At 63.3% G+C, this 26,686-nt stretch carries 24 protein-coding genes and 2 pseudogenes; 15 read left to right on the forward strand and 11 right to left on the reverse strand.

All coding sequences use genetic code 11. From position 1 onward, the window contains the following. Nucleotides 1-10: 10 nt before the first annotated feature. Nucleotides 11-526 carry a MarR family winged helix-turn-helix transcriptional regulator gene (locus tag P0D96_RS20580; protein WP_408175763.1) on the reverse strand — a complete coding sequence of 172 codons (516 nt, stop codon included), beginning with the start codon at nt 524-526 and terminating at the stop codon, nt 11-13. Between the two features lie 318 nt (nt 527-844). Here P0D96_RS20580 and typA point away from each other — a divergent pair, with 318 nt between their 5' ends. The 6 genes from typA (at nt 845) to P0D96_RS20610 (ending at nt 10,734) form a co-directional block, all read left to right on the forward strand. Further along, nucleotides 845-2,671: a translational GTPase TypA gene (typA, locus tag P0D96_RS20585; protein WP_408175761.1), complete on the forward strand. Its 1,827-nt coding sequence runs from the start codon at nt 845-847 to the stop codon at nt 2,669-2,671. Nucleotides 2,672-3,046: 375 nt separating this feature from the next. Beyond that, nucleotides 3,047-5,908 (forward strand): 2-oxoglutarate dehydrogenase E1 component, encoded by a 2,862-nt coding sequence (locus P0D96_RS20590; protein WP_132374945.1) that lies wholly within the window; start codon nt 3,047-3,049, stop codon nt 5,906-5,908. A 140-nt stretch (nt 5,909-6,048) separates the two neighbouring features. Further along, entirely contained in the window at nt 6,049-7,335 is a 1,287-nt protein-coding gene (gene odhB, locus P0D96_RS20595; RefSeq protein ID WP_408175760.1) for a 2-oxoglutarate dehydrogenase complex dihydrolipoyllysine-residue succinyltransferase, read from the forward strand. Nucleotides 7,336-7,506: 171 nt separating this feature from the next. After that, complete coding sequence (gene lpdA, locus P0D96_RS20600; protein WP_408315047.1) at nt 7,507-8,937, forward strand: dihydrolipoyl dehydrogenase; 1,431 nt, start codon at nt 7,507-7,509, stop codon at nt 8,935-8,937. A gap of 89 nt (nt 8,938-9,026) precedes the next feature. Further along, complete coding sequence (zapE, locus tag P0D96_RS20605) at nt 9,027-10,124, forward strand: cell division protein ZapE (protein WP_132374942.1); 1,098 nt, start codon at nt 9,027-9,029, stop codon at nt 10,122-10,124. Between the two features lie 160 nt (nt 10,125-10,284). After that, nucleotides 10,285-10,734 (forward strand): transposase, encoded by a 450-nt coding sequence (locus tag P0D96_RS20610; RefSeq protein WP_408280487.1) that lies wholly within the window; start codon nt 10,285-10,287, stop codon nt 10,732-10,734. A gap of 112 nt (nt 10,735-10,846) precedes the next feature. On the opposite strand, the gene P0D96_RS20615 is transcribed toward P0D96_RS20610, so the two are convergent. The 3 genes and pseudogenes from P0D96_RS20615 to P0D96_RS20625 form a co-directional block, all read right to left on the reverse strand. After that, nucleotides 10,847-11,332, reverse strand: coding sequence for a DUF2147 domain-containing protein (locus P0D96_RS20615; RefSeq protein WP_408280489.1), 486 nt, complete (start codon nt 11,330-11,332; stop codon nt 10,847-10,849). A gap of 264 nt (nt 11,333-11,596) precedes the next feature. Beyond that, nucleotides 11,597-11,809: pseudogene (locus P0D96_RS20620) on the reverse strand (ShlB/FhaC/HecB family hemolysin secretion/activation protein); the annotation flags it as partial. A gap of 182 nt (nt 11,810-11,991) precedes the next feature. Further along, entirely contained in the window at nt 11,992-12,606 is a 615-nt protein-coding gene (locus P0D96_RS20625) for a hypothetical protein (RefSeq protein WP_408315049.1), read from the reverse strand. Here P0D96_RS20625 and P0D96_RS20630 point away from each other — a divergent pair. Together P0D96_RS20630 and P0D96_RS20635 are read left to right on the forward strand one after the other, a co-directional pair. After that, nucleotides 12,584-12,652: pseudogene (locus P0D96_RS20630) on the forward strand (helix-turn-helix domain-containing protein); the annotation flags it as partial. The gene P0D96_RS20625 and the pseudogene P0D96_RS20630 overlap by 23 nt on opposite strands. Nucleotides 12,653-12,699: 47 nt before the next feature. Continuing rightward, complete coding sequence (locus P0D96_RS20635) at nt 12,700-13,422, forward strand: DUF2968 domain-containing protein (protein ID WP_408315051.1); 723 nt, start codon at nt 12,700-12,702, stop codon at nt 13,420-13,422. 377 nt (nt 13,423-13,799) lie between these two features. Here P0D96_RS20635 and P0D96_RS20640 read toward each other — a convergent pair whose 3' ends face one another. Continuing rightward, nucleotides 13,800-13,988 (reverse strand): hypothetical protein, encoded by a 189-nt coding sequence (locus tag P0D96_RS20640; protein WP_132374938.1) that lies wholly within the window; start codon nt 13,986-13,988, stop codon nt 13,800-13,802. Nucleotides 13,989-14,319: 331 nt separating this feature from the next. Here P0D96_RS20640 and P0D96_RS20645 point away from each other — a divergent pair, with 331 nt between their 5' ends. After that, nucleotides 14,320-14,550, forward strand: coding sequence for a hypothetical protein (locus P0D96_RS20645; protein ID WP_132376922.1), 231 nt, complete (start codon nt 14,320-14,322; stop codon nt 14,548-14,550). 20 nt (nt 14,551-14,570) lie between these two features. Here P0D96_RS20645 and hfq read toward each other — a convergent pair whose 3' ends face one another. Further along, nucleotides 14,571-15,074 carry an RNA chaperone Hfq gene (gene hfq, locus P0D96_RS20650; RefSeq protein ID WP_408175754.1) on the reverse strand — a complete coding sequence of 168 codons (504 nt, stop codon included), beginning with the start codon at nt 15,072-15,074 and terminating at the stop codon, nt 14,571-14,573. A gap of 352 nt (nt 15,075-15,426) precedes the next feature. On the opposite strand from hfq, the gene P0D96_RS20655 reads away from it, so the two are divergent. The 6 genes from P0D96_RS20655 (at nt 15,427) to P0D96_RS20680 (ending at nt 19,817) form a co-directional block, all read left to right on the forward strand. Continuing rightward, nucleotides 15,427-15,564, forward strand: coding sequence for a hypothetical protein (locus tag P0D96_RS20655; RefSeq protein WP_165923847.1), 138 nt, complete (start codon nt 15,427-15,429; stop codon nt 15,562-15,564). Between the two features lie 14 nt (nt 15,565-15,578). After that, on the forward strand, nt 15,579-16,109 hold the full coding sequence (locus tag P0D96_RS20660) for a sigma-70 family RNA polymerase sigma factor (RefSeq protein WP_132374936.1): 531 nt from the start codon (nt 15,579-15,581) through the stop codon (nt 16,107-16,109). Further along, entirely contained in the window at nt 16,109-16,960 is an 852-nt protein-coding gene (locus P0D96_RS20665; protein WP_408175752.1) for a zf-HC2 domain-containing protein, read from the forward strand. The genes P0D96_RS20660 and P0D96_RS20665 overlap by 1 nt, the downstream gene beginning before the upstream one ends. A 271-nt stretch (nt 16,961-17,231) precedes the next feature. Further along, nucleotides 17,232-17,705, forward strand: coding sequence for a hypothetical protein (locus P0D96_RS20670; RefSeq protein ID WP_408175750.1), 474 nt, complete (start codon nt 17,232-17,234; stop codon nt 17,703-17,705). Nucleotides 17,706-17,757: 52 nt separating this feature from the next. Then, nucleotides 17,758-19,335 (forward strand): FAD-binding oxidoreductase, encoded by a 1,578-nt coding sequence (locus P0D96_RS20675; protein WP_408175749.1) that lies wholly within the window; start codon nt 17,758-17,760, stop codon nt 19,333-19,335. Nucleotides 19,336-19,376: 41 nt separating this feature from the next. After that, nucleotides 19,377-19,817 carry a hypothetical protein gene (locus P0D96_RS20680; protein ID WP_408175747.1) on the forward strand — a complete coding sequence of 147 codons (441 nt, stop codon included), beginning with the start codon at nt 19,377-19,379 and terminating at the stop codon, nt 19,815-19,817. On the opposite strand, the gene P0D96_RS20685 is transcribed toward P0D96_RS20680, so the two are convergent. The 5 genes from P0D96_RS20685 to P0D96_RS20705 form a co-directional block, all read right to left on the reverse strand. Next, nucleotides 19,814-20,851, reverse strand: coding sequence for a DUF1571 domain-containing protein (locus P0D96_RS20685; RefSeq protein ID WP_408175746.1), 1,038 nt, complete (start codon nt 20,849-20,851; stop codon nt 19,814-19,816). The genes P0D96_RS20680 and P0D96_RS20685 overlap by 4 nt on opposite strands. A gap of 37 nt (nt 20,852-20,888) precedes the next feature. After that, nucleotides 20,889-22,703: an AMP-binding protein gene (locus P0D96_RS20690; protein WP_408175745.1), complete on the reverse strand. Its 1,815-nt coding sequence runs from the start codon at nt 22,701-22,703 to the stop codon at nt 20,889-20,891. 135 nt (nt 22,704-22,838) lie between these two features. Next, entirely contained in the window at nt 22,839-24,140 is a 1,302-nt protein-coding gene (locus tag P0D96_RS20695) for an acetyl-CoA C-acetyltransferase (RefSeq protein ID WP_408175743.1), read from the reverse strand. Nucleotides 24,141-24,280: 140 nt separating this feature from the next. Then, a complete protein-coding gene (locus tag P0D96_RS20700; protein WP_408175742.1) occupies nt 24,281-25,216 on the reverse strand; it encodes a MaoC family dehydratase in 936 nt (311 codons plus the stop codon). Between the two features lie 2 nt (nt 25,217-25,218). After that, a complete protein-coding gene (locus P0D96_RS20705) occupies nt 25,219-26,640 on the reverse strand; it encodes a 3-oxoacyl-ACP reductase (RefSeq protein ID WP_408315056.1) in 1,422 nt (473 codons plus the stop codon). Between the last annotated feature and the right edge of the window lie 46 nt (nt 26,641-26,686).

Consider the following 26,686-nt stretch of genomic DNA (forward strand, 5'->3'; position numbering starts at 1 on the left):
AAGCAATTTCTTACGATTTGCTGTCAAAATTGCTTGCTGCATCACGGGTTAGTCCCGTTTGTTCGCCGGAATTGATGAGCACGCGACGCAGCATGCTCTTCAGAAAACCCACTTCTTCCGGGGTGAAGCCGCCCAGCAGACTGTCCAGCACGCCGGTGAAAATAGCCGGCATTTTGGCGGCGATGGCATGGCCTTCAGGCGTCAGCGCGAGGCGCACGACCCGGCGATCCTCGTTGCTGCGCACCCGCGTCAGCAGGCCGCGTTTTTCCAGCCGGTCGATCAGACGCGTGACGGCGCTCGCGTCGATGCCGTATTCACGGGCCAGTTCGGCCGCCAGCAGGCACTTGCCGCTGGCCACCATGAACAGGATGCTGCCTTGCTGGCTGGTAATGCCCAGTTCGGCCATGCTGCGCTGGGTGACCAGGTTCGACAGGGTCGATTTCACTCGCGAGATCAGATAGCCGACGCTTTCGCCTAGCTGATATTCGCTGAGGTCCGGCGTAGGGGTAGAGGACGGCTCCGTCATGATTCTCGTGCGAATGCAATGGTTGACTAGGCAGGATTATAGAGGCCGGTTGATTGACGCGGCAAGTGTTATTACAGCTTAGGCAAGGAACTTTCCCCGCTCAAGTCATAATCCGCGTGATTTTGCGTAGGGTTTCGCCCACGTGCTTACGTTTCGTTTCTGACGGTCCGCTGCGTGGACGACAGCGGGCCTATCAGGGAATACCAGAAAGCTTCATTTGCGCGTGCTACAATATTGGGTTCCCAAAAGTGCGCTTTGGGCTTTGTTGGCTTCGTACACAATGCTGCTGGTGGCGCACTCAACTGTCTCCAGGTTCCTATGACTCGCGCCCTACGCAACATCGCCATCATTGCTCACGTCGACCACGGCAAGACCACGCTCGTCGACCAGCTCCTCCGCCAGACCGCCACGTTCCGTGACAATCAGCAGATCGCCGAGCGCGTGATGGACTCGAACGACATCGAAAAAGAACGTGGCATCACGATTCTTTCGAAGAACTGCGCGGTCGAGTACGAAGGTACGCACATCAACATCGTCGACACGCCGGGCCACGCCGACTTCGGCGGCGAAGTGGAGCGCGTGCTGTCGATGGTCGACTCGGTGCTGCTGCTGGTCGACGCGGTCGAAGGCCCGATGCCGCAAACGCGCTTCGTTACCAAGAAGGCACTGGCGCTCGGTCTGAAGCCGATCGTCGTGATCAACAAGGTGGACCGGCCGGGCGCGCGGATCGACTGGGTGATCAACCAGACGTTCGACCTGTTCGACAAGCTGGGCGCAACCGACGAACAGCTCGACTTCCCGATCGTGTACGCATCGGGTCTGAATGGCTACGCCGGCCTGACGCAGGATGTGCGCGAAGGCGACATGCGTCCGCTGTTCGAAGCCGTGCTGGAACACGTGCCGGTTCGCCCGGCGGATCCGTCGGCTCCGCTGCAATTGCAGATCACGTCGCTGGACTACTCGTCGTATGTTGGCCGTATCGGCGTGGGCCGCATCACGCGCGGCACGATCAAGCCGGGCATGTCGGTGGCCGTGCGTTCGGGTCCCGATGGCGCGATTCTGAACCGCAAGATCAATCAGGTGCTGTCGTTCAAGGGCCTGGAGCGCGTGCAGGTCGACTCGGCTGAAGCCGGCGACATCGTGCTGATCAACGGCATCGAAGAAATCGGCATCGGCGTGACCATCTGCGCACCGGAACAGCCGGAAGCGCTGCCCATGATCACCGTCGACGAGCCGACGCTGACCATGAACTTCCTCGTCAATTCGTCGCCGCTGGCCGGCCGCGAAGGCAAGTTCGTCACGAGCCGTCAGATCCGTGACCGCCTGATGAAGGAACTGAATCACAACGTCGCGCTGCGCGTGAAGGAAACCGGCGACGAAACCACGTTCGAAGTGGCGGGCCGCGGTGAACTGCACCTGACCATTCTCGTGGAAAACATGCGCCGCGAAGGCTATGAGCTGGCCGTGTCGCGTCCGCGCGTGGTGATGACGGAAGTCGACGGCGTGAAGCACGAGCCGTACGAAAACCTGACCGTCGACATGGAAGACAGCCACCAGGGCGGCGTGATGGAAGAGCTGGGCCGCCGCAAGGGCGAAATGCTCGACATGGCGTCGGACGGTCGCGGCCGTACGCGTCTCGAGTACCGTATCTCGGCGCGTGGCTTGATTGGCTTCCAGTCGGAATTCCTGACGCTCACGCGCGGCACGGGCCTGATGAGCCACACGTTCGACTCGTATCAACCGGTCCGCGAAGGCGCGGTCGGCGAGCGTCGCAACGGCGTGCTGATCTCGCAGGACGACGGCGCGGCAGTCGCATACGCACTGTGGAAGCTGCAGGATCGCGGCCGTATGTTCGTGTCGCCGGGCGAGCCGCTGTACGAAGGCATGATCATCGGCATTCACAGCCGTGACAACGACCTGGTCGTGAACCCGATCAAGGGCAAGCAGCTGACCAACGTGCGTTCGTCCGGTACGGACGAAGCGGTGCGTCTCGTGCCGCCGATCCAGATGTCGCTGGAATACGCAGTCGAATTCATCGACGACGACGAACTGGTCGAAGTCACGCCGCAATCGATCCGTCTGCGCAAGCGTTACCTGAAGGAACACGAGCGTCGCAGCGCGAGCCGCAAGGGCGCGGTGGACTAAGCGCGCGGGCATCGGCTCCGGCTGGTGCGGCGCCATCGCAGTCAAGCAAAAGCCACCTCCGGGTGGCTTTTGCCGTTTCTGGACTTCAGCGACTTTATGCGCCGTTGAACGTGCTTCGCCGCTCGTTTGTCCCTGTTTCCTGCAGAAGATTGTTGCGGACCGTGAAAGTGGCCCGAAAGCCCGTCGCGACGGGCTTAAGCGGCAATCCGTCTGCTATCTGCACTATCCGTTCTGTGATATGCTCCCCGGGTGCAAAGTTTTAGGTCCTTCCAAGCAAGACTTGATTCGCGCAATCCGCTAAACGGTCAGGCCGTGTCGCGGAAGGTTCTGTAACCCGCTATTTCTCGAGAAACTCGAAGAAAGGTGAGCGTAAAAATGATGAAGCAATTCCAGTCGAACTCTTATCTGTTCGGCGGCAATGCTCCGTACGTAGAAGAAATGTACGAAGCGTATCTCGATAATCCGGCGTCAGTGCCCGAGAACTGGCGCAGCTATTTCGACGCGTTGCAGAACGTCCCTGCATCGGATGGCAGCAATGCCAACGACGTGGCCCATGGCCCGATCGTCGAATCGTTTGCTCAACGGGCCAAGGCTAATGCCTTCATCCCACGCACGGCAGCTGGTGGCGAAGATCTCGCTACCGCTCGCAAGCAAGTCTATGTGCAGTCCCTCATCGGCGCATATCGCTTCCTCGGCTCGCAATGGGCCAATCTCGATCCCCTGAAGCGCCGCGAACGTCCCGCGATCCCCGAACTCGAACCCGCGTTCTACGACTTCACCGAAGCCGACATGGACCAGGAGTTCAGCGCAACGAATCTGTATTTCGGATTCGAGCGCGCGTCGCTGCGTGAGATCGTCAAGGCGTTGCGCGACACGTACTGCGGCACGATCGGCGCCGAGTACATGTACATCAGCGATCCGGAACAGAAGCGCTGGTGGAAAGAGAAGCTCGAATCGATCCGTTCGACGCCGAACTTCTCGAACGAAAAGAAAAAGCACATCCTGAATCGCCTGACGGCCGCTGAAGGCCTCGAGCGCTTCCTGCACACCAAGTACGTCGGCCAGAAACGCTTCTCGCTCGAAGGCGGCGAAAGCTTCATCGCGTCGATGGACGAAGTCGTGCGTCACGGCGGCGCCAATGGCGTCCAGGAAATCGTCATCGGCATGGCTCACCGTGGCCGTCTGAACGTGCTGGTCAATACGCTCGGCAAGATGCCGGCTGACCTGTTCGCCGAATTCGAAGGCAAGCACCACGACGACCTGCCGGCCGGCGACGTGAAGTACCACAAGGGTTTCTCGTCGGACGTCTCGACCGAAGGCGGCCCGGTTCACCTGTCGCTCGCGTTCAACCCGTCGCACCTCGAAATCGTCAACCCGGTGGTCGAAGGTTCGGCGAAGGCCCGTATGGACCGTCGCGGCGACGACAGCGGCCTGCAAGTGCTGCCGGTGCAAATCCACGGCGACGCGGCCTTCGCGGGCCAGGGCGTCGTGATGGAAACGCTGAACCTCGCGCAAACGCGCGGTTACGGCACGCACGGCACGCTGCACATCGTCATCAACAACCAGATCGGCTTCACGACGTCGGACCCGCGCGACTCGCGCTCCACGTTGTACTGCTCGGACGTCGTCAAGATGATCGAAGCGCCGGTGCTGCACGTGAACGGTGACGATCCTGAAGCGGTCGTGCTGGCTACGCAGTTGGCAATCGACTTCCGGATGCAGTTCCACAAGGACGTCGTCGTCGACATCGTCTGCTTCCGCAAGCTGGGCCACAACGAGCAGGACACGCCGGCCGTCACGCAGCCGCTGATGTACAAGACGATCGCCAAGCACCCGGGCACGCGCGCACTGTACGCTGAAAAGCTGGTGCAGCAAGGTGTGATCACCGCGGAAGAAGGCGACGAATTCGTCAAGGCTTACCGCAAGGCGATGGACGAAGGCCATCACACGGTCGACCCGGTGCTCTCGAACTACAAGAGCAAGTACGCGGTGGATTGGGTGCCGTTCCTGAACCGCAAGTGGACCGACGCAGCCGACACGGCCGTGCCGCTCGCGGAACTGAAGCGCCTCGCGGAACGCATCACCACGGTCCCGGAAAACTTCAAGGTTCACCCGCTGGTCGAGCGCGTCATCAACGACCGTCGCGCAATGGGCCGTGGCGAAGCCAAGCTCGACTGGGGCATGGGCGAGCACCTCGCATTCGCGTCGCTGGTCGCATCGGGCTACGCAGTGCGCCTGACGGGTCAGGACTCGGGCCGCGGCACGTTCACGCACCGTCACGCGGTGCTGCACGATCAGAACCGCGAACGCTGGAACGACGGCACGTACGTGCCGCTGCAGAACATCGCCGAAGGTCAGGCGAAGTTCACGGTGATCGACTCGGTGTTGTCGGAAGAAGCGGTGCTCGGCTTCGAATACGGTTACTCGACGGCTGAGCCGAATACGTTCGTCGCATGGGAAGCGCAGTTCGGCGACTTCGTGAACGGCGCGCAAGTCGTGATCGACCAGTTCATCTCGTCGGGCGAAGTGAAGTGGGGCCGCGTATCGGGCCTGACGATGCTGCTGCCGCACGGCTACGAAGGCCAGGGTCCGGAACACTCGTCCACGCGTATCGAACGTTTCCTGCAACTGTGCGCAGACCATAACATGCAGGTCGTTCAACCGACCACGCCGGCGCAGATTTTCCACTTGTTGCGCCGTCAGATGATCCGCCTGTTCCGCAAGCCGCTGATCGTCGCGACGCCCAAGTCGCTGCTGCGCCACAAGGAAGCCGTGTCGGATCTGTCGGAACTGGCCAAGGGTGCGTTCCAGCCGATCCTCGGCGAAATCGACGAAGCCATCGAGGCGAAGAAGGTCAAGCGCGTGATCGCCTGCTCGGGTCGCGTCTACTACGACCTGCTCGCGCATCGCCGTGAATCGAAGTCGAACGACGTCGCGATCATCCGTATCGAACAGCTCTATCCGTTCGCGCATAAGCAGTTCGAAGCGGAAATGAAGAAGTACGACAACGCGACCGAAGTGGTCTGGGTGCAGGACGAGCCGCAGAATCAAGGCCCGTGGTTCTACATCGAGCACCACCTGAAGGAAGGCATGAAGGACGGTCAGAAGTTGGCATACAGCGGGCGTCCGGCTTCGGCTTCGCCGGCAGTCGGCTACTACGCGAAGCACTACGAGCAGCAGAAGGCGCTGGTCGAAGGCGCTTTCGGCCGCCTCAAGAGCGCGTCGATCGCTAAATAATCACAAGAGCTGAACCGGGAAAGCGCAGGGCGCTTTCCCGTGCCGCATCTGAAAGATCAGTGCGGCAGTCAAGGTTCGCAGGCGGTCGAGGGATCCATAGATCGCGCGCCGTCACCCGATACGTATTCAGGATATTCATAATGGCTATTGTTGAAGTCAAGGTTCCCCAGCTCTCCGAGTCGGTCTCGGAAGCCACGATGCTCCAGTGGAAAAAGAAGCCGGGCGAAGCTGTTGCTCAAGACGAAATTCTCATCGAAATCGAGACCGACAAAGTCGTGCTCGAAGTGCCGGCACCCTCGGCCGGCGTGCTCGCGCAAGTCATCGCGAACGACGGCGACACCGTCACGGCTGATCAGGTGATCGCCAAGATCGACACCGAAGGCACGGCAGGCGCCGCTGCTGTCGAAGCCGAAGTGAAGCCCGCTCCGGAAGCCGCACCGGCACCCGCCGCTGCACCGGCTCCGGCGGCTCAGGCCGCATCCGCAACGGGTGCGAACACCGCTGCTTCGCCGGCTGCCGGCAAGCTGATGGCCGAGAAGGGTCTGGGCGCGGGCGACGTCGCCGGCACGGGCCGCGACGGCCGCATCACCAAGGGCGACGTGCTGACCGCAGGCGCTCCGGCTGCCAAGGTCGCACCGGCTCCGGCACCGGCCGCCGCACCGAAGGCTGCCAAGCCGTCGCTGCCGGACGTCAAGGCGCCGGCTTCGGCTGACCAATGGCTGAAGGATCGTCCGGAACAACGCGTGCCGATGTCGCGTCTGCGTGCGCGTATCGCCGAGCGTCTGCTCGAGTCGCAGCAAACCAACGCCATCCTGACCACGTTCAACGAAGTGAACATGGCGCCCGTGATGGACCTGCGCAACAAGTACAAAGACCGCTTCGAGAAGGAACATGGCGTGAAGCTCGGCTTCATGTCGTTCTTCGTGAAGGCGGCGGTTCACGCGCTGAAGAAGTTCCCGCTCGTGAACGCGTCGATCGACGGTAACGACATCGTCTATCACGGCTACTTCGACATCGGTATCGCTGTCGGTTCGCCGCGCGGTCTGGTGGTGCCGATTCTGCGCAATGCGGATCAGCTGAGCCTCGCCGAAATCGAGAAGAAGATCGCCGAATTCGGCCAGAAGGCCAAGGACGGCAAGCTGTCGATCGACGAAATGACCGGCGGCACGTTCTCGATCTCGAACGGTGGTGTGTTCGGTTCGATGCTGTCGACCCCGATCATCAACCCGCCGCAATCCGCGATTCTGGGCGTGCACGCCACGAAGGAACGCGCTGTGGTCGAAAACGGCCAGATCGTGATCCGCCCGATGAACTACCTGGCGCTGTCGTACGACCACCGCATCATCGACGGTCGCGAAGCGGTGCTGTCGCTGGTCGCCATGAAGGATGCGCTGGAAGACCCGGCGCGCCTGCTGCTCGACCTGTAAGCGCCGGTTCGGCCGGCGCCGGCTTGCCTGTGCTTGTCATTGAGCAAGCCGGCGCCATATAGGTGTTAAGCAGGCATCTGGCAGGCAGCACGTCTTTCGCATTCCGCAGTACAGGAACGCCGCGCGCCACGAAGCGTGGCCGCGCGCCGTTCCGTTATCAAAAGGATTGTCATGTCCAAAGAATTTGACGTCGTCGTGATCGGCGCAGGCCCTGGCGGTTACATCGCCGCCATCCGCGCAGCGCAGCTCGGCAAGACCGTCGCATGTATCGAAAAATGGAAGAACCCGGCCGGCACGCTGAAGCTCGGCGGCACGTGCCTGAACGTGGGTTGCATTCCGTCGAAGGCGCTGCTCGCGTCGTCGGAAGAATTTGAAAACGCGTCGCATCACCTCGCTGACCACGGCATCTCCGTGGAAAACGTGACGGTCGATATCGCGAAGATGATGGCCCGTAAAGAAGGCATCGTCGAAAAGATGACCAAGGGCATCGAATTCCTGTTCCGCAAGAACAAGATCACGTGGCTCAAGGGCCACGGCAAGTTCACCGGCAAGACGGACGCCGGCGTGCAGATCGAGGTGAGCGGCGAAGGCGAAACGGAAACGGTCACGGCCAAGAACGTGATCATCGCCACGGGTTCGAAGGCACGCCATCTGCCGAATATTCCGGTCGACAACAAGATCGTCGCCGACAACGAAGGCGCGCTGAGCTTCGACACGGCACCGAAGAAGCTGGCTGTGATCGGCGCCGGCGTGATCGGTCTGGAACTGGGTTCGGTGTGGCGCCGTCTGGGCGCGGAAGTGACCGTGCTCGAAGCGCTGCCGGAATTCCTCGGCGCGGCTGACCAGGCGCTCGCGAAAGAAGCGGCCAAGCAGTTCAAGAAACAGGGTCTGGACATCCAGGTGGGCGTGGAGGTCGGCGAAGTGACGACCACGGATAACAGCGTCACGATCAATTACACGGACAAGGACGGCAACGCGCAAAAGCTCGAAGCCGACCGCCTGATCGTGTCGATCGGCCGCGTGCCGAACACCGACAACCTCGGTCTCGAAGCGATCGGCCTGAAGGCCAACGAGCGCGGCTTCATCGACGTCGATGACCACTGCGCGACGACCGTGCCGAACGTGTACGCGATCGGCGACGTGGTGCGTGGCCCGATGCTCGCGCACAAGGCTGAAGACGAAGGCGTGCTGGTCGCCGAAATCATCGACGGTCAGAAGCCGCATATCGACTACAACTGCGTGCCGTGGGTGATCTACACCGAACCGGAAATCGCGTGGGTCGGCAAGACCGAACAGCAGCTGAAGGCGGAAGGCCGCGAGATCAAGACGGGCCAGTTCCCGTTCATGGCGAACGGCCGCGCACTGGGCATCAACAAGGCGGATGGTTTCGTCAAGATGATCGCCGACGCGAAGACCGACGAACTGCTCGGCGTGCACATCATCTCGGCCAACGCATCGGACCTGATCGCGGAAGCCGTGGTGGCGATGGAATTCAAGGCGGCGTCGGAAGACATCGGCCGCATTTGCCATCCGCACCCGTCGCTGTCGGAAGTCATGCGCGAGGCGGCACTGGCCGTCGATAAGCGCGCGCTGAACATGTAATCACGCGCACGCCTGACTGACAGTACTCCGGCATTACCACGAAGGCGGGCGGGTTCACTCCCTCCCGCCTTTCTATTTGCAGCAACACGATGAACGTCACCGAATACTACGAAAAAGAACTGCAGACGCGGGGTTACCAATCGGACCCGGCGCAACGCGCAGCGGTCGACCGTCTGCAGCGGTGCTATGAAGAGTGGACCGAGTACAAGTCGCGCCGCTCGAACGCGTTCAAGAAACTGCTGATTCACCCGGATCTGCCGCGCGGCGTGTACATGTGGGGTGGCGTAGGGCGGGGCAAGAGCTTCCTGATGGACAGCTTCTACATGATCGTGCCGTTGCACCGTAAAACGCGGCTGCATTTTCACGAGTTCATGCGCGAAGTGCACCGTGAACTGGAAGATCTGAAGGGCCAGGCCGATCCGCTCGACGAACTCGCGCGCCGCATTGCAAAGCGCTACCGGCTGATCTGTTTCGATGAATTCCACGTGTCGGATATCGCCGACGCGATGATCCTGTACCGCCTGCTCGACAAGCTCTTCGAAAACGGCGTGCAGTTCGTGATGACCTCCAACTACGATCCGGACACGCTGTATCCGGACGGGCTGCATCGCGACCGGATGCTGCCGGCGATCGAACTCATCAAGGAAAAGCTCGACGTCATCAACGTCGATGCGGGCATCGACTACCGGCAACGTACGCTGGCTCAGGTCGAGGTGTATCACACGCCGCTCGGCGCCGCCGCCGACAAGGCGTTGCGCGACGCGTTCGCGCGTCTTGCCGCGGTGCCCGACGAAAGCCCGATCCTGCGTATCGAAAAGCGCGAACTGAAGGCGCTGCGCCGCGCCGACGGCGTCGTGTGGTTCGACTTCGCCACCTTGTGCGGCGGTCCGCGTTCGCAGAACGATTATCTTGAACTGGCGAGCCGCTTTCACGCGGTGATCCTCTCCGGCGTGCCGCAGATGTCCGTGCGCATGGCTTCGGAGGCACGCCGCTTCACGTGGCTGATCGACGTGTTCTACGACCACAAGGTGAAGCTGCTGATGTCCGCCGCGGTGCCGCCCGAAGAACTGTATGTGGACGGTCCGATGGCCAACGAGTTCGCGCGCACGGTGTCGCGCATCGTCGAAATGCAGTCGAAGGAGTATCTCGATACACCGCGGCGGATTGTCGATACGTCTCTGACCTGAGGCGTCGCGCGCCACGGCCGGCGGTGCTTTTACGATAGCTCGCACGCCGTCTGCCGATGACACGCCGTCGCTCGGCGTATTTTCAAGATTCGGATTGGTCTTATATTCCGTCCGCGGACGACTGGATATCTTTTGTCAAGGTTTTGACAAAGGAGAAACCATGAATCCCTATCGCGATATCAACGACGAAGAATGGCAACGTGTCGCACCGTTGCTTCCCGAACTGCGGCCGCGCTCCGAACTGCGTGGCCGGCCGCTCGCCAATACGCGCTCAGTGCTCAACGGCGTGCTGTGGGTCATGTATAGCGGCGCCACCTGGTCCGCCATGCCGCGCAAATACCCGTCCTACCAAACCTGCCATCGCCGCTTCAAGGCATGGTACGAGTCCGGCGTGCTCAACCGTGTCATGGAGCAATTGTTCGGCGCAGCGAGCGAAGAGCTTTGCGGCCTGATGGAAGCGCGCATGCGTACGCACGTGAACGAGAAACCCAAGAGCGTCGAAGCCGAAAAGGCTCCGGTTGTCGCGCCCGCTGTCTACAGCCCGCCTTCGAGCCAACCGCTGCCGTCTTCGCCGTTCGCGTTCCATTCGCCCTTCAAACACGCTGCATGACCCATTCAACCCAGCGTCTTCAAACAAAAGAAACGGCCGAACGATTGCGATCGTCGGCCGTTTCTCATGGTGTTATACGGGCTATGCAACGAGTACCTGAATTACCCGCGCATCATTGCTGACGAACCCACGTCTGCGAGCGGCCCAGCAGCGACACGCCGATATAGCCGCGCACCACCAGTTTGTTCCCACCATCTTCCAGGTGCATCTTGCACTTGTAGAGCTTGCCGTTTTCCGGGTCGAGAATCTGCCCGTGATCCCAGGCGTCGCCATCCTTCTTCATATCGCTGATGATCGTCATGCCGAGGATCGGCTGATCCTTGCGCGCGTCGGTACAGGCTGTGCAGCGACGATCCGGCTGGTCGTTCGCGCCGAGTCCCTTGATCACCTTGCCGCTGAGCGCGCCGCTGCCGTCCTGCGCGATCTGCACGAGCGCCTTGGGCTGGCCGGTGTGATCGTCGATGGTTTGCCACGTGCCGACCGGGCTGTCGGCCTGCGCCATAGCCGTCACGGCACTGGCGAGCAATACGCCGGCGAGCGCGGCATGTTTGACCGTGCGAAGCGCGACTGCGCGCGCACGTTGGGTGAATTGCGTCATTGTCTTCCTCCTTGATTAAAGACGGCGCGATCATGGTCGCGCGGCGTTATTGGCATCTCGGGCGGGCTTCAAACGACGGCCACCGTGATGCCTGGCATGGTCCCTCAGGTTCGACTTCTGCTGCCTTCGTGTGCCGCCGGAAGCCTGCGAATTGCGAATTGCGGCTTGGGCGCCGCGAGCGACACATCGTCAGCGCAGAATACGTGAAAGTGCGCGCGCCGTTTGATAGTGGACCCTCTAATCAGGGCGCGGCACTTTTACCGATCAATTCAGCTGGTACGAGAACGTCGCGTCGATGCGCGGACTCCGCGACGTGCTCTTCGCCGGCGCGTCGCCGGTCGCTTTGGCCACTGAGAGAGTCAGGCTGTAGTACTTCGCATCCGAGATGCGGAAGCCGAACGCGATCGACGAAAGCTTCGAAGGCAAGGGCGCACCCGCATGCAGATAGACGCGCGCCATGTCGAGCGAGACGTGGGGTACTACGTCGCGGGCTCCGAGGGGCTTGAGCGCTCTCGGCAAAAGTGCGGAGTACGTGATGAGTCGGACTGTTTATGCGCACTGCGCAGCTCGCGGTTGCATGCGCCATTCGATGAACAAGCCGTATGGCAAGTCTCATCGAATGACTGATACATGCGGCAGCGATAAAACATTTAGGCTACCTACTTATGGCTGACCGGCAACAAGCCGCCGAGCACGATCGTCAAGCCACTCGTCGCCGTGCCCGTACCACTCGTCGAACCCGCCGCCGAACTGAACGTGCCGGTCAACTGGTCGGCCAGTGCGGTCATTGGCGCGAGCGCTCGGCCGCTGCCGCCCGAGTCCGAGCTGCCGCTCGTGACGCCGGAGAGCGCGCCCGTCAGCATCGACAGCGGATTCGACGCGCTACCCGAACCGCCTAACGCCGAAGTCAGCGAGTTCAACGGCGAACCGCGAAAACCCGAGAAAGTCAGCGAACCCAGCGGCGTGCCGCTCAACGCAGAGGTCAGGCCGGCCAGCGGTGTGCCGCCGAGCAGCGTCGACAGCGAGCCGACCGGATTGCGGCCGAGTCCGAGACTCGCGAGGGAGCTTTGCAGCGGGCCGAACGGGTTGCTGCTGGCGGGCGGCCCACTGGCGACGCTTGCGCTCGTGCCGCCGACGAGGCTCGTGATCAGTTCGGGAATCGGCATCGCGCCATTCAGGCCGTTCGGATTGACGAAACAGCCCGCGTTGGTCACCGTGTGATTCGATTCGTCCAGACGCCAGCCGATCGGCGTTTTGTGGGAGAAGGTGCGCAAGTATCAAATTTTCGACGAAGAGCCCGAAACACGCGAAAGTGAGTAATAATGAGACGGTTGTACTAAAACAAAAACTGTTCAAGCAGGAATTACATGGACCACAAGTCGAAACTACGACAAATTGCCCTCGCCGGATTCATCGCGATGTGGGCAGTGCAGGGCGTCAATGCGCAGACTCTGTCTGACAGCAACGCCAGCGCCGGGGGCGGCGTTCTTTCCCAGCCGGGCACGACGGCGGCGTTGCCGGCTAACTCAGAGGCAGGACAGGCACAGACCTCGGCGCTCACGCCCGACGAAGCGAAGCAATCCGCGGCAGGCAACGTAGCGGAATTGCAGCAGATGATCCACGGGTCGGAAATGGGCGAGTTGCGCACCACGTATAACGGCAGCTACGGGGCTAGCTTGCTGTTTTACGGCAAGGAAATGACGTACTACGTGGCGCTGTTCCAGCAGAAAAATTTCTGGCGTGTCATCAAGACGCAGGACGCGGGGCGTGCCAACACGATCTACAAGGATTTCGCGCGTCAGACGGTGCAACTGTCGGAAGTCGAGATTCGCCGCACGCAACTCGAGGCGCAGAAAGGCTTCACGGAGCGGATGATCGCGTTGTCGCAGGACCGCGCCAACCGCTTGCAGGCGGACCTCGATGTCGCGCGTCAGCAGCAGACTATTGTGGCCACCCAGCAGCAGCAGACGCGTGCCGAAGCCACGACGCTGGCGCAGCAGAAGGCTGCCGCGCAAGATCAGTTGCGTGTCGCGCAGCGTCAGGTGCGCGATCTGCAACGTCAGCTGGAAAGCGGTTTGCCTGCGCACTGAGTGTGGCGGTCTGACGAGCATCCGGTGGGCAGGGCGGCGTGGTGTTGAACGTGTTGCCCGGCTCACTGGAACGATGACTCGTTATTCGGCTATCTTCGTGCAACGCGTGTAGTTCGCGAGGTCCACGCGGGCGGCGTCGCCGTTTCGCGGACTCGCTCAATTCTCGATCCCCACAGCAGTAACAGCTCGCTACGTTTATTCCACGCGTGGTCGCGTGACGTTTCACGCGCGGCGCGCGCATGGCGCGGCGCAAATATCCCCATTTGTCTTGCACGCGCACGAGCGCCCGCGCTCAACGCACCGCCCGTGCGGTAGCGCCCAGGCCCTGGCAGCTGCTTCGTTTCCCTGTGCTCCGCGAGACAAAAATACGGCCAGCTCTAATGCCGCTTCTTTCCCTCCGAAGACGCTCCCTTCTCCGGCGCATGATGCGGGTCCGCCATGTCGACGGCGATCGGATCGCTGGCGGGAAAGCTCTCCTCGAGCGCCTCGTCGAGACGGCTATCGGCGGATTGGTCGGATGCCTGTGTTTCGGCGGTTTTAGATTCGTGTTGCTTCTTGCTGGTCATGACGTGCTCCGTGGAAAGAGAGTCAGCAAATCAGCATAGCGCAAAGCGGCCCGCCGCGAACATCGGCCGGACGGTATAGGACCGCGCGCCGTAAGCGGCTGCTCCAAAGCCGCGAGTCGAACGAGTTCCGAGCCGCCGCAATGTCATCAACCGAGACTTAAAACCATTGCGCATCAACTCGTTTTCCGTGTGTCGACAGAAAGCGGCGCGGGACAACAAAAGCAAGCGCCGGCCGCGTGGGCCGGCAGACCGCAACGCATGCCGTGAGCCGGCAGTGCCGCGCTCGGGAGGGGCGCCACCAGAACCCGTGAACAACAAGGCAGCGAACAATATGAACCGGAAAAAAACCGCATGCGCGGCGCAGCGCCTGAACGCGTCACACGTCGTGGAAGCTGAACTGGAACACCTGGATTGGGCAACGAAGCAACCGGCGCAGCGCTTGCTTGACGCCGTGTATTGGCGCCGCCGCGTGCTGGCGGTCAAATGCGGATTCGAACTGACGGAACTGCAGGTGATGCGTCTGGAAAAGATCTTGCAGCGGCTCGGCCATTCGCCGGAGTAGCCGAGCGCTGCGGCGGCCGCTTACTCGGTGCCGCCATTGCCGCCGTGATTGCCGCCACCATGGCTGCCACCGCCGTGGTTGCCACCGTCGCCGCCCGTGCCGAACAGACGCCGGCGGCGCGTGACGACTACCGGGCCGTCCGAGGTGCCGCTGCTACGATCCGACGCAGGCCGGTCCGAAGACGGCGCACCATACGACTCGCGCGGTTCACGCGGTTCGCGCGGCTCACGATGATCGCGCGGTTCACGCGAACCGTGCGGGCCACGCGTGGTGTGCTCGCCGTGCGAGGGACGCCCCGCGCGGGGAGCCGGACGCGTGCCGGTGTCGAGCTGGATCGTCGAGATCGCGCGCTTGTAGATGCCTTGCAGCCCGACAGGCGTGCGCAGCATCACCAGATACTGATCGAACGACTCGATGCACCCCGTCAGGCGAATGCCGTTGACAAGATAGATCTCGACGCGCTTTCGTTCTTTGCGCGCAGCGTTCATGAAGTCGTTTTGCGGATGCGATTCTGCGGAAGCCATGGACAATTCAGGTTAGAAAGACGGTTGTTCGCCGCGATTCTACCCTGTGTGGGGGCGGAACGCGTCGGCGGGCGAACTGCGTCCACTATAACGGCTTGTGGGCGCATAAGCATCTGATAACTATTGGCTGTAACGTTGAGTTACGAATCTGCGGACGAATGCCGTGCTCATCCGCCACGTGCGGGCCTGCGCGGCGCGGATGGCGGAAAAAGATAGCGCATGGTCGTGCTATGGGCGGAATAAATCACCGCCTGTCCGCGTTATATCAGGCATGGCGACGCTGCATCGTGCGCGTCGCCGATCGGCTTGCCGGCCGCATCAGGCGTCCGGGCGCTCATCAAGGAGACTCACCATGAAAGTATCGCGCATTCTTTCCGCCGTTTTCGTTCTGCTGGCACTCGCGGGCGGTACGCTCGCGACGAGCGCGTGTACGTCCGCGACCGATAGCGGCGCCTCCAGCTCGAGCGGCGGCAGCAGCGGCGGCTACTGAGCGCCGCCCACCGGGTGACTTTCGAAGCCGAAGTGATTTCGTGGCTCCCGCAGCTGCGCCGCTACGCGCGCGCACTGACGGGCGACCGCGCGTGGGCCGACGACCTCGTGCAGGATACGGCGGAGCGCGCGCTCGCCCGTTGGGCGGCGTTCCGGCCGGACAGCAATCTGCGCGCATGGCTCTTGACGATCCTGCGGCATCTCTACATCGACCAGTTACGCGGCCGCCGCGAGATTGCCGTCGACGACGAGAGCGCGCCGTGGCGCAATCTCGAAGCGCCGCAAGGGGAAGTCGACGGCCTCGTGCTGCGCGATCTGCAGCGCGCGTTATATTGTCTGCCCGTCGAACAGCGCGAAGTACTGTTGCTGGTCTGCGTGGAGGAACTGTCTTATCAGGAGGCGTCACGCGCGCTCGGCGTGCCGATCGGCACGGTGATGTCGCGGCTCTCGCGCGCTCGCGAACACATGCGCGCGTTGCTGACGGAGGGACCGGCTCAGGGGCCGGTGCGTAAAAGTCCACCGTTGAAAGTAGTGAGAAACCCGTGATGAACAGCGACGACTACGATGCCAGCTTGCCCGAAGGGCTCGATCTGCGAGCGCTGTCGGCGTTTGTCGACGGTGAACTGCCGGACGCGGAGCGCGCCGCGATCGAGGCTCAACTGGCACAGCATCCGCAGGTCGCCGCGCGCGTAGCCGCGTGGCGCGCGCAGAAAGCTGCGTTGCGCGTGCTGTGCGGCGCGCCGCAGCGCAGCGAGCGTGATGAGCGCAACGAGCGCCATGAGCGCGAAGCGGCCGACGAGCCGGCCTTCATCGTGTTGCGCCGGAGAACGTCGTGGTGGCAGCGCGCCGGCGTCGCGGCCTGCTGGCTGGCGGCTGGCGCCGGGCTTGCGCTCGCCCTCGGGCCGCTCGCGCCGCGTCTGACGGGTGGCGCGTGGGACGGTCTGGGCAGCCGGCCGCCGAGCTTCGCCGAGCGCGCGGACATCGCCTACGCGGTGTACACGCCCGAGCAGCGTCATCCGGTGGAAGTCGCCGCGAACGAAGAAGAGCATCTGATCAACTGGCTCTCCAAACGGTTGAACCGGCCGCTCTCGGTGCCGTCATTGCAGGAATACGGCTACTCGCTGGTGGGCGGGCGGCTGTTGCCCGGCGAAGCGGGACCGGCTGCGCAGTTCATGTACGAGAACGCCGGCGGCGCGCGGCTCACGCTCTACGTCACCGGCATTTCTCGCGACGAAACCGCGTTCCGCCTGTTCCGCGACGGCAACCGGCGCACCTTCTACTGGGTCAACGACGGCATGGGCTACGCGCTGTCCGGGCCGATCGCGGAAGGCAAGCTGCGCACGATCGCCATCGACGTGTGCAGCGCGCTCGGCGGCAAACCGGAGTCGTGGCAGTAGCGGCATACGCGGTTCCGATCCTGCCGCCTGTCGATCGGCCGGCTCTGCAACACCCGGTAACAGAAACCGCGTGCGCGCCCGCCGCGCGCGCGGAATAGCGTCGCGCGACGCAACGTTTACCTGTTGCTGGATCGTGCCGTCGCCGCGTGGTCTGCGCGCGGTCACGGCAAGGGCTTCAGCAAGGCAAACCGACGGTGTCTTCACGGTGTCGACACGTTTTTTTCGGGTCGCAACGCCGGTGCGCGTCGGACAGCATAAAGGCAGCAAGATCATGCTCACATTTCATCAGTTCGGCAGCGGGCTGTATTGCGGCGTAGCCTGTGTGTGCCTGTGCGCCGCGTGCGCGGCGCCGGCCGAGGCGCAATCGGATGCGTCGGTGTGCCGGTTCGTGGCGGGGCAGGCGGAAATCGACGGCGTCATGCAGCAGATTACCGGCCGCGCGTGCCTGCAACCGGACGGCACGTGGCAGATCGTCGAGGACGATGCCGCCGCGCAGGCCTTGGCGGATGGCCCCGTCTACTACTACGATCCATGGTATTGGGGGCCGCCGGTGGTGTTTGGTGTCGGCGTGTCGTTCGTGTTCGTCGACCGCTTTCATCATTTTCATCACATGGATCATGTGCGCTATGTGCATGGCGTGCGCGGATCGTTCGGCATGGGCGGCCGCGGCGGTTGGCATGGGGCGCGGCCCATGCACACATGGGGCGGCATGTCGCACGGCGGCGGAGGAGGAATGCGCCGCTGATCCCTGCCGCTGATTCACTGCTGCTGACTCGCGCGGCGGCCAAGGAGACGCTTTGATTCGTAGCTTGCCGCCGAAGGTGTCCGCCGCGCAGTTCGATCGCGCGCTCGCGGGTTGGCGCTCGATTGTCGGCGAGCCGCAGGTCGTGACCTCGGCGGACGGCCTCGCCGCCTATCTCGATCCGTTCGCGCCCGGCGAGCGCGAAGCGTTTTCGGCCAGTGCCGCCGTCTTACCCGGCTCCGTCGACGAAATTCGCGCGGTGCTGCGCATTGCCAATCAATTTCGCATTCCGCTGTGGACCGTCTCGACCGGACGCAACTTCGCGTATGGCGGCGCGGCGCCGCGTCTCGCCGGTTCGGTCGTGCTCGATCTGCACAGGATGAACCGCATCATCGAAGTGAACGAGGCCATGGCGTACGCGCTGGTCGAGCCAGGTGTGAGTTACTTCGATCTGTATGCGCATCTGCGCGACAAGGGCTACAAGCTGTGGGTCGATCCGCCCGCGGCCGGTTGGGGCAGCGTGGTCGGCAATACGCTCGAACGTGGCTTTGGCTATACCGCGTACGGCGATCACGCGGCGTCGCAGTGCGGCATGGAAGTGGTGCTGGCCAACGGCGATGTGTTGCGCACGGGGATGGGCGGGATCGACATCGGCACCGCGTGGCAGTTATATCAGCCGGGCTACGGACCCTCGTTCGACGCGATGTTCATGCAGTCGAACTACGGCATCGTCACCAAGCTGGGTGTCTGGCTGATGCCCGCGCCGCCCGCGTATCTGCTGGGTGAAATCCAGTTTAAGCATGAAGCGGATCTCGAACCGATCGTGGAGATATTGCGGCCGTTGCGGCTCGATGAAACGATCCGCAATCACGCGGTGATCGAAGGCGGTTTGCGCCGCGCGGCCGGCTTATCGGCGCGCGCGCAGTGGTACGACGGACCGGGCGTGATGCCCGAGAGCGCCGTGACCGCGATGCTCGACAAGCTGAACGTGGGCCGCTGGAATCTACATTTCGCGCTCTACGGCACGCCTGAATCGATCGACGCGCGCCACGCGGTCGTGCAGCGCGCGTTCGCGCGCGTGCCGCAGGCGCGCTTCCTGACGGCGCGCTACGCGGGCGATGCGCAGCCCACGGCGGGCGGCGATCGCAACCTCGCCGGCATTCCGGCGATGAGCGCGTTTCGCATGCTCGACTGGCGCGGCGGCGCGGGTGCGCATGTGGATTTCGCGCCGGTGTGTCCCGCGACAGGGCGCGACGCGTTGCGCCAATACACGATGGTCAAGGCGCGCGCCGCGGAATACGGCTTCGACTACTACGGCGGTTTTACAGCGGGCGTGCGACATCTGCATCACATTTTCGCGGCGATCTTCGACCGTGATGACGCGAACCAGGTCGAGCAGGCCGGCGCGCTATTGCGTTCGCTGATGAGCGACGCGCGCGCGGCGGGCTACGGCGAATATCGCGCGCATCTCGCGTATATGGATTTTGCCGCGGCCCAATACAGCTTCAACGACGGCGCATTGCTGCGGTTCTCGGAAACGATCAAGGACGCGCTCGACCCGAACGGCATTCTCGCGCCGGGCAAGCAGGGCATCTGGCCGGCGGCGTGGCGCGACCGGCGCGGCTACACCTGAGTGCGCGGGCCGCACGCGCAACCTGACGACTGGAGCGATGAATGGACCGGCGCACTTTCATGATGACCGGCGCTTACCTCTCGACCGCGGCAGGCAGCGCGTGGCCGTGGCTCGCGCATGCGGCGGCGCGTAGCAATACTGTGGCGGTGGTCGACTCCACGCTCGCGTACGGTGCCGCTTTCGCGGGCTATGCCGCACACAGTCAGTTACCCGTGTTCGAAGCCGGCGACGATATCGGCGCGCTCTGGTACACGACACTCGCACCGCTGCTTTGCGCAACGCAGACATCCGCGCCCACGCTCTTATCGGCTTCGCTGATCGGCCTCACGCGCGCTTCCGATTACTTCGTGCTGAACCAACTCGCCAAAAGCGCGGGACATGTGATCGAACACAGTCACGAGCAAAGCATGGGCTCGGATACGCAGCATGCCCACGTCGCATTTGCATTCGCCTTCGCGCCGCACGTATTGCACAAGAGCTAGAACTTGTACGCCTTGTTCTTCGGGTCGAAGGTCGAGTCGTCGAATGTTTTTGGCGTGATGGTTTCGAACACGATCTTCTCGAAGATCTTGCCGTCGTTGTCGTAAGACTCGACGGTGCGGAAATACGGATGCCGCAGATCGAGGCCGAGCGTTTCTTTCTTCGCGTAGAACTGCGGCTGGCCGGTCGGCGTTTCGAAGGTGAAGGCCACCACGCGCCTGCCGTCGACCGTTTTGACTTCCACCTGGGTCGAACGCGGCAAGCCGGCCTCGATGTATTTCTTGCCTTCGCTGAGGTACTGGTTCGCAATGTATTCCGTGCCGAGATCGCGCACCTGATGGTTCGATTGCGCACGGGCGAGGGCGCCGTTCAGCGACGTCCACACCGGCATCACATTCATGATGCCGCCCAGATGCCCATACATTTCATCGGTCCGTTTGGACTCGTCGTAGATGATTTCCTGGCCCGCGCGCGCGCCGTCGGGCAGCCACTTTGCGTAGATGCGCAGCGGGTCGTGCGCGACGCGCACCAGCATGTGATCGGGCTTGTCGGGCCATTGGCCGTGAATGCGTTCCGAACGCGCCATCGTGAACTCGTACGACGGATAGCCGTTCGGTCCTTCCTTGATATAGCGCGGCAACGCGAGCGGATCGAGCGACTGGAACAGCGCGACCAGTTGCGCGTCGCCGAGTTTTTCCAGCGCGCCGCTCTGTTGCGCGGCGCGCAGCCATTTGACCTGCTGATCCAGCGTGAGCTTGCCGACCTGCGAGGACGGCGTGGCCGGCGCCTTGACGGCACTGGCGGTATCGAGCGCGGGCGGCGTGTCGTCGTTTTGTGCGAACGCCGTGGGCGTGGCCAGTGCAGCCGCTCCCGCCATGAGCGCCGCGATCAGCAGTTTGCGCGACCGCACGCTTTGTGATGACACACCGAAGGACGTGAATAAGCTCGCACGCAAACCATCGGTCCGCGGCGAAAAAGGGGCGAGGCGCATGAAGGCCGGCGTGCGGCATGAGCGTGCGGACAGGCGGTGCTTCATGAATCTCTCCGAAAGGTGACGCGAAGCGCCTTCCCTGTCAGGCAGGCTTTAGCTTGGCGAGTTCCTCGTCGCGCAGGGCGCGGCGCAGAATCTTGCCGACGTTGGTTTGCGGCAGCTCGTCGCGGAACTCGACGAGTTTCGGCACCTTATAGCCGGTCAGATTCTTGCGGCAATGGGCGATCACCTGTTCCGCCGTCAGCGACGGATTGCGCTTGACGATGAACACCTTCACCCGTTCGCCCTGCGCGGCATCGGGCACGCCGATTGCGGCGACTTCGCGCACGTCCGGATGCGCCGCGATCACGTCTTCGATTTCGTTCGGATAGACGTTGAAGCCCGACACCAGAATCATGTCCTTCTTCCGGTCGATGAGGCGGATGAAGCCGCGCGAATCCATCACGCCAATGTCGCCGGTGGCGAGCCAACCGTCGTCGTCGATCACCTTGGCGGTTTCTTCCGGACGGTTCCAGTAGCCTTTCATCACCTGCGGTCCCTTCACGCACAATTCGCCCGCCTCGCCGATGTTCGCCCAATTGCCGTCGTCCTTCCTGAAACGGACCTGGGTGGATGGCGCGGGCAAACCGATCGAACCTTCGAAGTCGCGCATGTTGGAGAGGTCGACCGGATTCATCGACACGATCGGCGAGCATTCTGTGAGTCCATAGCCTTCGATGATCGGTTTGCCCGTCACCGCCTTGAAGCGCTCGGCCACCGACTTCTGCGTCGCCATGCCGCCCGCCATCGCGAGCTTGAGATCGGAGAAGTCGCGCTTGCAGAACTCTTCGTTTTCGAGGAAAGCGTTATAGAGCGTGTTCACGGCGGTCATGCCGGTGAATTTCTCGTGACGGATGATCATCATCACGCGCTTCATGTCGCGCGGATTGGCGATCAGAATATTGCGCCCGCCGAGCCCCATGAAGATCAGCGCGTTCACCGTCAACGAATAGATGTGATAGAGCGGCAGCGGCGTGAGCACCGTTTCGGCGTCGCCGGTCAGTTGACCTTCAGACCACGCCTTCGCCTGCAGCAGATTGGCGATGATGTTCTTATGCGTGAGCATCGCGCCCTTGGCGACGCCGGTCGTGCCGCCCGTGTACTGCAGGAACGCGATGTCGTCGTGAGTGGGGTGCACGGGCGTCAGCGGGCGCGAGTAGCCAGTCGAGAGCGCTTCGAGCAGCGGCACCGCCTGGGGCAGGTTGTACGCGGGCACCATCTTCTTCACGTGCCGCAGCATGAAATTGAGCAGACGTCCCTTCAGATTCAGGCCGTTGGCAAGCAGATCGCCCAAACCCGTCACGATCACGTTCTGTATCCTGGTACCGGGCAGTGCGTCTTCGACCGTCTTCGCGAAGTTCTCGAACACGATGATGGTTTGCGCGCCGCTGTCCTTCAACTGATGCGCGAGTTCACGCACCGTATAGAGCGGATTCACGTTGACCACCACGCCGCCGGCCTTCAGTATGCCGAACAGCGACACCGGGTACTGGAACGTATTCGGCAACATGATCGCGACGCGCTCGCCCGGCTTCACGCCGAGGCTTTGCAGATACGCGGCGAACGCGGTGGCCTTGCGGCCGAGTTCGCCGTAGGTCAGGCTCGCGCCCACGCTCACATACGCGACACGCTCGCGGAACCGCGCGATGCATTCGTCGAAGAACTGCACGACCGATTCGTATTGCGTGACGTCGATCTCATGCGGCACGTCCGCCGGATACGACGCGTACCAGATGCCGTCGGTGTTCGGCGCGTGGTGCGGCGCCCGAGCCTGCATGGCGGCGGGCGCCGGGCCCGCTGTGTTCGGCGCCGCGGCTCCGCTGGCAAGCGGAAGCGGGGCTTGAGTGGGTTCGGTCATGGTCGTCTCCAGAAGCTGTGGCTTCATCTGTTTGTGTGCTGGTCTTGCGGCCAGTCATCGAAGCAATCCACGCGAGTGTGGCAGCGTGTGAAGCAAAAGCATGCGGCGAAGCAAACACTGGAACGCATGCAATGCTCAGCGTTCCAGAATCGCGACCACCCCCTGGCCGCCCGCCGCGCAGATCGAAATCAGCCCGCGCGCGGTGCCGGCTGGTTTGTCGAGTTGCGCGAGCATTTTCGCGAGGCCGGCGACGATGCGTCCACCCGTCGCCGCGAACGGATGGCCCGTGGCGAGTGAACTGCCGTTCACGTTCAATTTTGTCCGGTCGATCGCGCCGAGCGGGCCCGGCAAGCCCAGTTGCGTGCGGCAATACTCGTCATCCTGCCACGCCGCGAGCGTGCACAACACCTGGGCGGCAAATGCTTCGTGGATTTCGTACAGGTCGAAGTCCTGCAACGTGAGCCCGGCGCGCGCCAGCATGCGCGGCACGGCGTAGGCGGGCGCCATCAGCAGGCCTTCCTTCTTGTCGAAGAAGTCGACGGCGGCGGTCTCGGACCAGCTCAGGTACGCGAGCACCGGCAGTCCATGACGCGCGGCCCATTCTTCGCTCGCGAGCAGCACGGCGGAAGCGCCGTCGGTGAGCGGCGTCGAATTGCCGGCGGTCAGCGTGCCGGCGTCGCGGTCGAACACCGGCTTCAGGCTCGCAAGTTTTTCGAGCGTGAGATCGGAGCGCAGATTGTTGTCGCGCGTGAGACCCGCGTACGGCGTCATCAGATCGTTGACGAAGCCGCGCGCGTAGGCCTCATTGAGCTTGCGGTGGCTGTCGTAAGCGAGCACGTCCTGCGCCTCGCGCGAGATGTTCCAGCGCTTGGCCATCAGCTCGCAATGCTCGCCCATCGAAAGGCCCGTACGCGGTTCGCCGTTGCGCGGCAGAAGCGGCTTGAAAAACATGCCGGGCCGCAGCTTGGTCAGCGCGCCGACGCGTTCTCCGGTGCTCTTGCCGCGATTGGCTTCGAGCAGAATTTTGCGCATCCGCTCGTTGACGCCGATCGGCGCATCGGATGTCGTATCGACGCCGCCCGCAATGCCCACTTCGATCTGCCCCAAGGCGATCTTGTTGGCGACGAGAATCGCGGCTTCGAGCCCGGTGCCGCAGGCCTGCTGCACGTCGTAAGCGGGCGTTTCCTTGGCGAGCGTGGTGGACAGCACGGATTCGCGCGTCAGATTAAAGTCGCGCGAATGCTTGATGACGGCGCCCGCGGCGACTTCGCCCAGACGTTCGCCGTGCAGGTTGTAGCGGTCGATCAGGCCTTGCAGCGTGAAGGTCAGCATGTCCTGATTCGACGCGGTCGCGTAGGCGGTGTTCGAGCGGGCAAACGGAATCCGGTTGCCCCCGACGATGGCGACTCGGCGTACGGCTGGCAGCGGGTTGGACATGCTCGGCTCCTTCGGGTCGTTCGCTGGTTATCGAATGTTGCGAATGGTGCAAATCGTGTGACGGTTCATGCCGACGCTCCTGCTCCAACAACGATTTCATCCACCCTGAATTCCACTACCAGACGCGCGCCGCGCGCGCCTCATTGCAGCCTCCATCGCATGCGGCCGCGCAAATGCGGCTTCTGCCCGGCGATGTCGCGCACTTCGATGTCGCGTTCGATCAGCGAAGGCGACGCGCTCCACAGCGACGCTTCGCCGGGCAGCAGCATCGGCAGTTTGAATTCGGCGCTGAGCGTGGCTTCCGCGAGCGGCTTCGGCGGCTGCAACGCGGAGGCGGCACGCGCCAGCGTCCACATGCCATGCGCAATTGCGCGCGGAAAGCCGAAGGCCTTCGCGGACAGCGCGGTCAGATGGATCGGGTTGTAGTCGCCGGACACGCTCGCGTAGTCGCGGCCCAGTTGCGACGCGAGCTGCCAGCGTGCGATGCGTTGCAGCGCTTCGGGGCCGAGTTCGAGCGGATCGAGCACGCTGCCGCTCGCCGGCACGCCGCGTTTCAGATAGACGCTGTCGCCGTCCCAGACCGCTTCGCCGCGCCGGTACATGCGGGTGTGTAGCACGAACGCCTGGCCTTTGTCGTGACGCAGCAGCGCGCCGAATTCCACCTCGACGCGCAGCATGTCCTTGTAGGCGAGCGGCCGGCGCAGGCGCACATGGTTGGCCAGATGAACCAGGCCGAGCGCCGGCCACGGAAACGCCGGGTCGGTCAGCATCAGCAGATGCAAGGGAAAGGCGAGCAGGTGCGGATACGTGAGCGGCACGCCATGCTCGGGGATGAAACCGCACACGCGCGCGTAACGCCAGATCGGCCCCGGGTCGAGCGGGACGGCGGGGCGCACCAAACGCAGCGGAGGCAGATGCGTCTCGCGCCCGCGTTTGACGATGCCGGACACCGCGCGCGCATAGAGCTTCGCGGGCGCGGGCAAGGTGTCGATCACGACGGTCTTGGGCCGCACCGCGTCCTGCCGCGCCGTGTTCGATAGTTGACTGCCGCCGAACGGATCACCGGGCTCACCCATGGTCACGCTCCAATCAGGCTTTGTCCGCACACGCGCACGATCTGGCCGCTCACGCCGGCCGATCCCGGATGCGCGAGCCACGCGATGGTCTGCGCGACGTCGACCGGCTGGCCGCCCTGGCTCATCGAATTCATGCGGCGGCCGGCTTCGCGAATCGCGAGCGGAATCTTCGCGGTCATCTGCGTTTCGATGAAGCCGGGCGCGACCGCGTTGATCGTGATGCCGCGTGCGCGCAGATGCGGCGCCATGCTTTGCACGCGGCCGATCACGCCGGCCTTCGAGGTGGCGTAATTGGTCTGGCCGAGATTGCCGGCAATGCCGCTGATCGACGACACGCCGATGATCCGGCCGCCGTCGCGCAGGATGCCGGCGGCGAGCAGGGCGTCGTCGATCCGCTCCTGCGCGGACAGGTTGATGTCGATCACGCTTTGCCACGCGGCGTCGGTCATCTTCGCGATGGTTTTGTCCTTCGTGATGCCTGCGTTGTGCACGACGATATCCACGCCCTGTTCGTCGAGCGCGGCGGCGATCTGCGCGGGCGCTTCGGGCGCGGCGATATCGAAGGCGAGGGCGGTGCCGTTCAACTGACGCATGGTTGCGTCGAGCGCGTCGCGCGCTGTTGGGATGTCGATGCCGATCACGTGCGCGCCTTCGGCCGCCAGCACGCTCGCAATCGAGGCGCCGATGCCGCGCGCCGCACCGGTCACGACCGCGCGCCGGCCCGCGAGCGGCTGCCGCCAGTCAAACGCGGGCGTGGCATCGTCGCTTGTGGCTGAGCTGGCGGCGGCGATGCGCACGGCCTGGCCCGACACGTATGCCGAGCGCGGCGACAGAAAGAACCGCAACGTCGCTTCCACGCGGTTCTCGGCGCCTTGCTCCACATACACGAGATTTGCAGTGATGCCGCGCCGCGCTTCCTTGCCGAGCGAACGCGTGAAGCCTTCGAGCGCGCGTTGCGCGGTCCACTGACGCGGCGTCGCGCAGCTTTCCGGCGGCCGTCCCAGCACGATGATGCGCCCGCACTTGCCGAGCGAGCGCAGCGTGTCGTGGAAGAAGCCGTGCAACGGTTCGAGCTGGGCACTGTCTTCAATACCGCTCGCGTCGAACAGCAGGGCTGCGAGTTTGCCTTGCGAGCCGGGGTCGGCCGGTTCGAAACGCCCTGTCATGAGACCGTGACGGTTGGCGAGCGGTACCCACAAGCCGGCACTTGCATGCGCGACGCTCGTCACGCCGATGCTTGCCACGAGTGTCGCCAGCGCGTCGAGCAGATGCGGTTCGCGGCCCGCGCCGAGCGCCACCAGTCCGCCGAATTCGGGCTGGTCCGCGCGATAGCGGCGCAGCACCTCTGGCTTGGGCAGGCCGAGCGAACGCGCAAGGCGCGCGCCGAACGGCGAGTTGACGAAGTTCAGGTAAGAGTCGTTCATATTATTAGTCGCTCCGCTGGCCACGCCGCGAGGTTGCCCCCCCGGG

It is taken from the genome of Paraburkholderia sp. RL17-347-BIC-D, assembly GCF_046027915.1.
In the GTDB taxonomy this organism is placed as follows: domain Bacteria; phylum Pseudomonadota; class Gammaproteobacteria; order Burkholderiales; family Burkholderiaceae; genus Paraburkholderia.

Excerpts from the sequence above, each read along its gene's own strand:
- P0D96_RS20580 (WP_408175763.1), bottom strand. The coding sequence starts at position 526 with ATGACGGAGCCGTCCTCTACCCCTACGCCGGACCTCAGCGAATATCAG.
- typA (WP_408175761.1), top strand. The coding sequence starts at position 845 with ATGACTCGCGCCCTACGCAACATCGCCATCATTGCTCACGTCGACCAC.
- P0D96_RS20590 (WP_132374945.1), top strand. The coding sequence starts at position 3,047 with ATGATGAAGCAATTCCAGTCGAACTCTTATCTGTTCGGCGGCAATGCT.
- odhB (WP_408175760.1), top strand. The coding sequence starts at position 6,049 with ATGGCTATTGTTGAAGTCAAGGTTCCCCAGCTCTCCGAGTCGGTCTCG.
- lpdA (WP_408315047.1), top strand. The coding sequence starts at position 7,507 with ATGTCCAAAGAATTTGACGTCGTCGTGATCGGCGCAGGCCCTGGCGGT.
- zapE (WP_132374942.1), top strand. The coding sequence starts at position 9,027 with ATGAACGTCACCGAATACTACGAAAAAGAACTGCAGACGCGGGGTTAC.
- P0D96_RS20610 (WP_408280487.1), top strand. The coding sequence starts at position 10,285 with ATGAATCCCTATCGCGATATCAACGACGAAGAATGGCAACGTGTCGCA.
- P0D96_RS20615 (WP_408280489.1), bottom strand. The coding sequence starts at position 11,332 with ATGACGCAATTCACCCAACGTGCGCGCGCAGTCGCGCTTCGCACGGTC.
- P0D96_RS20635 (WP_408315051.1), top strand. The coding sequence starts at position 12,700 with ATGGACCACAAGTCGAAACTACGACAAATTGCCCTCGCCGGATTCATC.
- P0D96_RS20640 (WP_132374938.1), bottom strand. The coding sequence starts at position 13,988 with ATGACCAGCAAGAAGCAACACGAATCTAAAACCGCCGAAACACAGGCA.
- P0D96_RS20645 (WP_132376922.1), top strand. The coding sequence starts at position 14,320 with ATGAACCGGAAAAAAACCGCATGCGCGGCGCAGCGCCTGAACGCGTCA.
- hfq (WP_408175754.1), bottom strand. The coding sequence starts at position 15,074 with ATGGCTTCCGCAGAATCGCATCCGCAAAACGACTTCATGAACGCTGCG.
- P0D96_RS20655 (WP_165923847.1), top strand. The coding sequence starts at position 15,427 with ATGAAAGTATCGCGCATTCTTTCCGCCGTTTTCGTTCTGCTGGCACTC.
- P0D96_RS20665 (WP_408175752.1), top strand. The coding sequence starts at position 16,109 with ATGAACAGCGACGACTACGATGCCAGCTTGCCCGAAGGGCTCGATCTG.
- P0D96_RS20670 (WP_408175750.1), top strand. The coding sequence starts at position 17,232 with ATGCTCACATTTCATCAGTTCGGCAGCGGGCTGTATTGCGGCGTAGCC.
- P0D96_RS20680 (WP_408175747.1), top strand. The coding sequence starts at position 19,377 with ATGGACCGGCGCACTTTCATGATGACCGGCGCTTACCTCTCGACCGCG.
- P0D96_RS20685 (WP_408175746.1), bottom strand. The coding sequence starts at position 20,851 with ATGAAGCACCGCCTGTCCGCACGCTCATGCCGCACGCCGGCCTTCATG.
- P0D96_RS20690 (WP_408175745.1), bottom strand. The coding sequence starts at position 22,703 with ATGACCGAACCCACTCAAGCCCCGCTTCCGCTTGCCAGCGGAGCCGCG.
- P0D96_RS20695 (WP_408175743.1), bottom strand. The coding sequence starts at position 24,140 with ATGTCCAACCCGCTGCCAGCCGTACGCCGAGTCGCCATCGTCGGGGGC.
- P0D96_RS20700 (WP_408175742.1), bottom strand. The coding sequence starts at position 25,216 with ATGGGTGAGCCCGGTGATCCGTTCGGCGGCAGTCAACTATCGAACACG.
- P0D96_RS20705 (WP_408315056.1), bottom strand. The coding sequence starts at position 26,640 with ATGAACGACTCTTACCTGAACTTCGTCAACTCGCCGTTCGGCGCGCGC.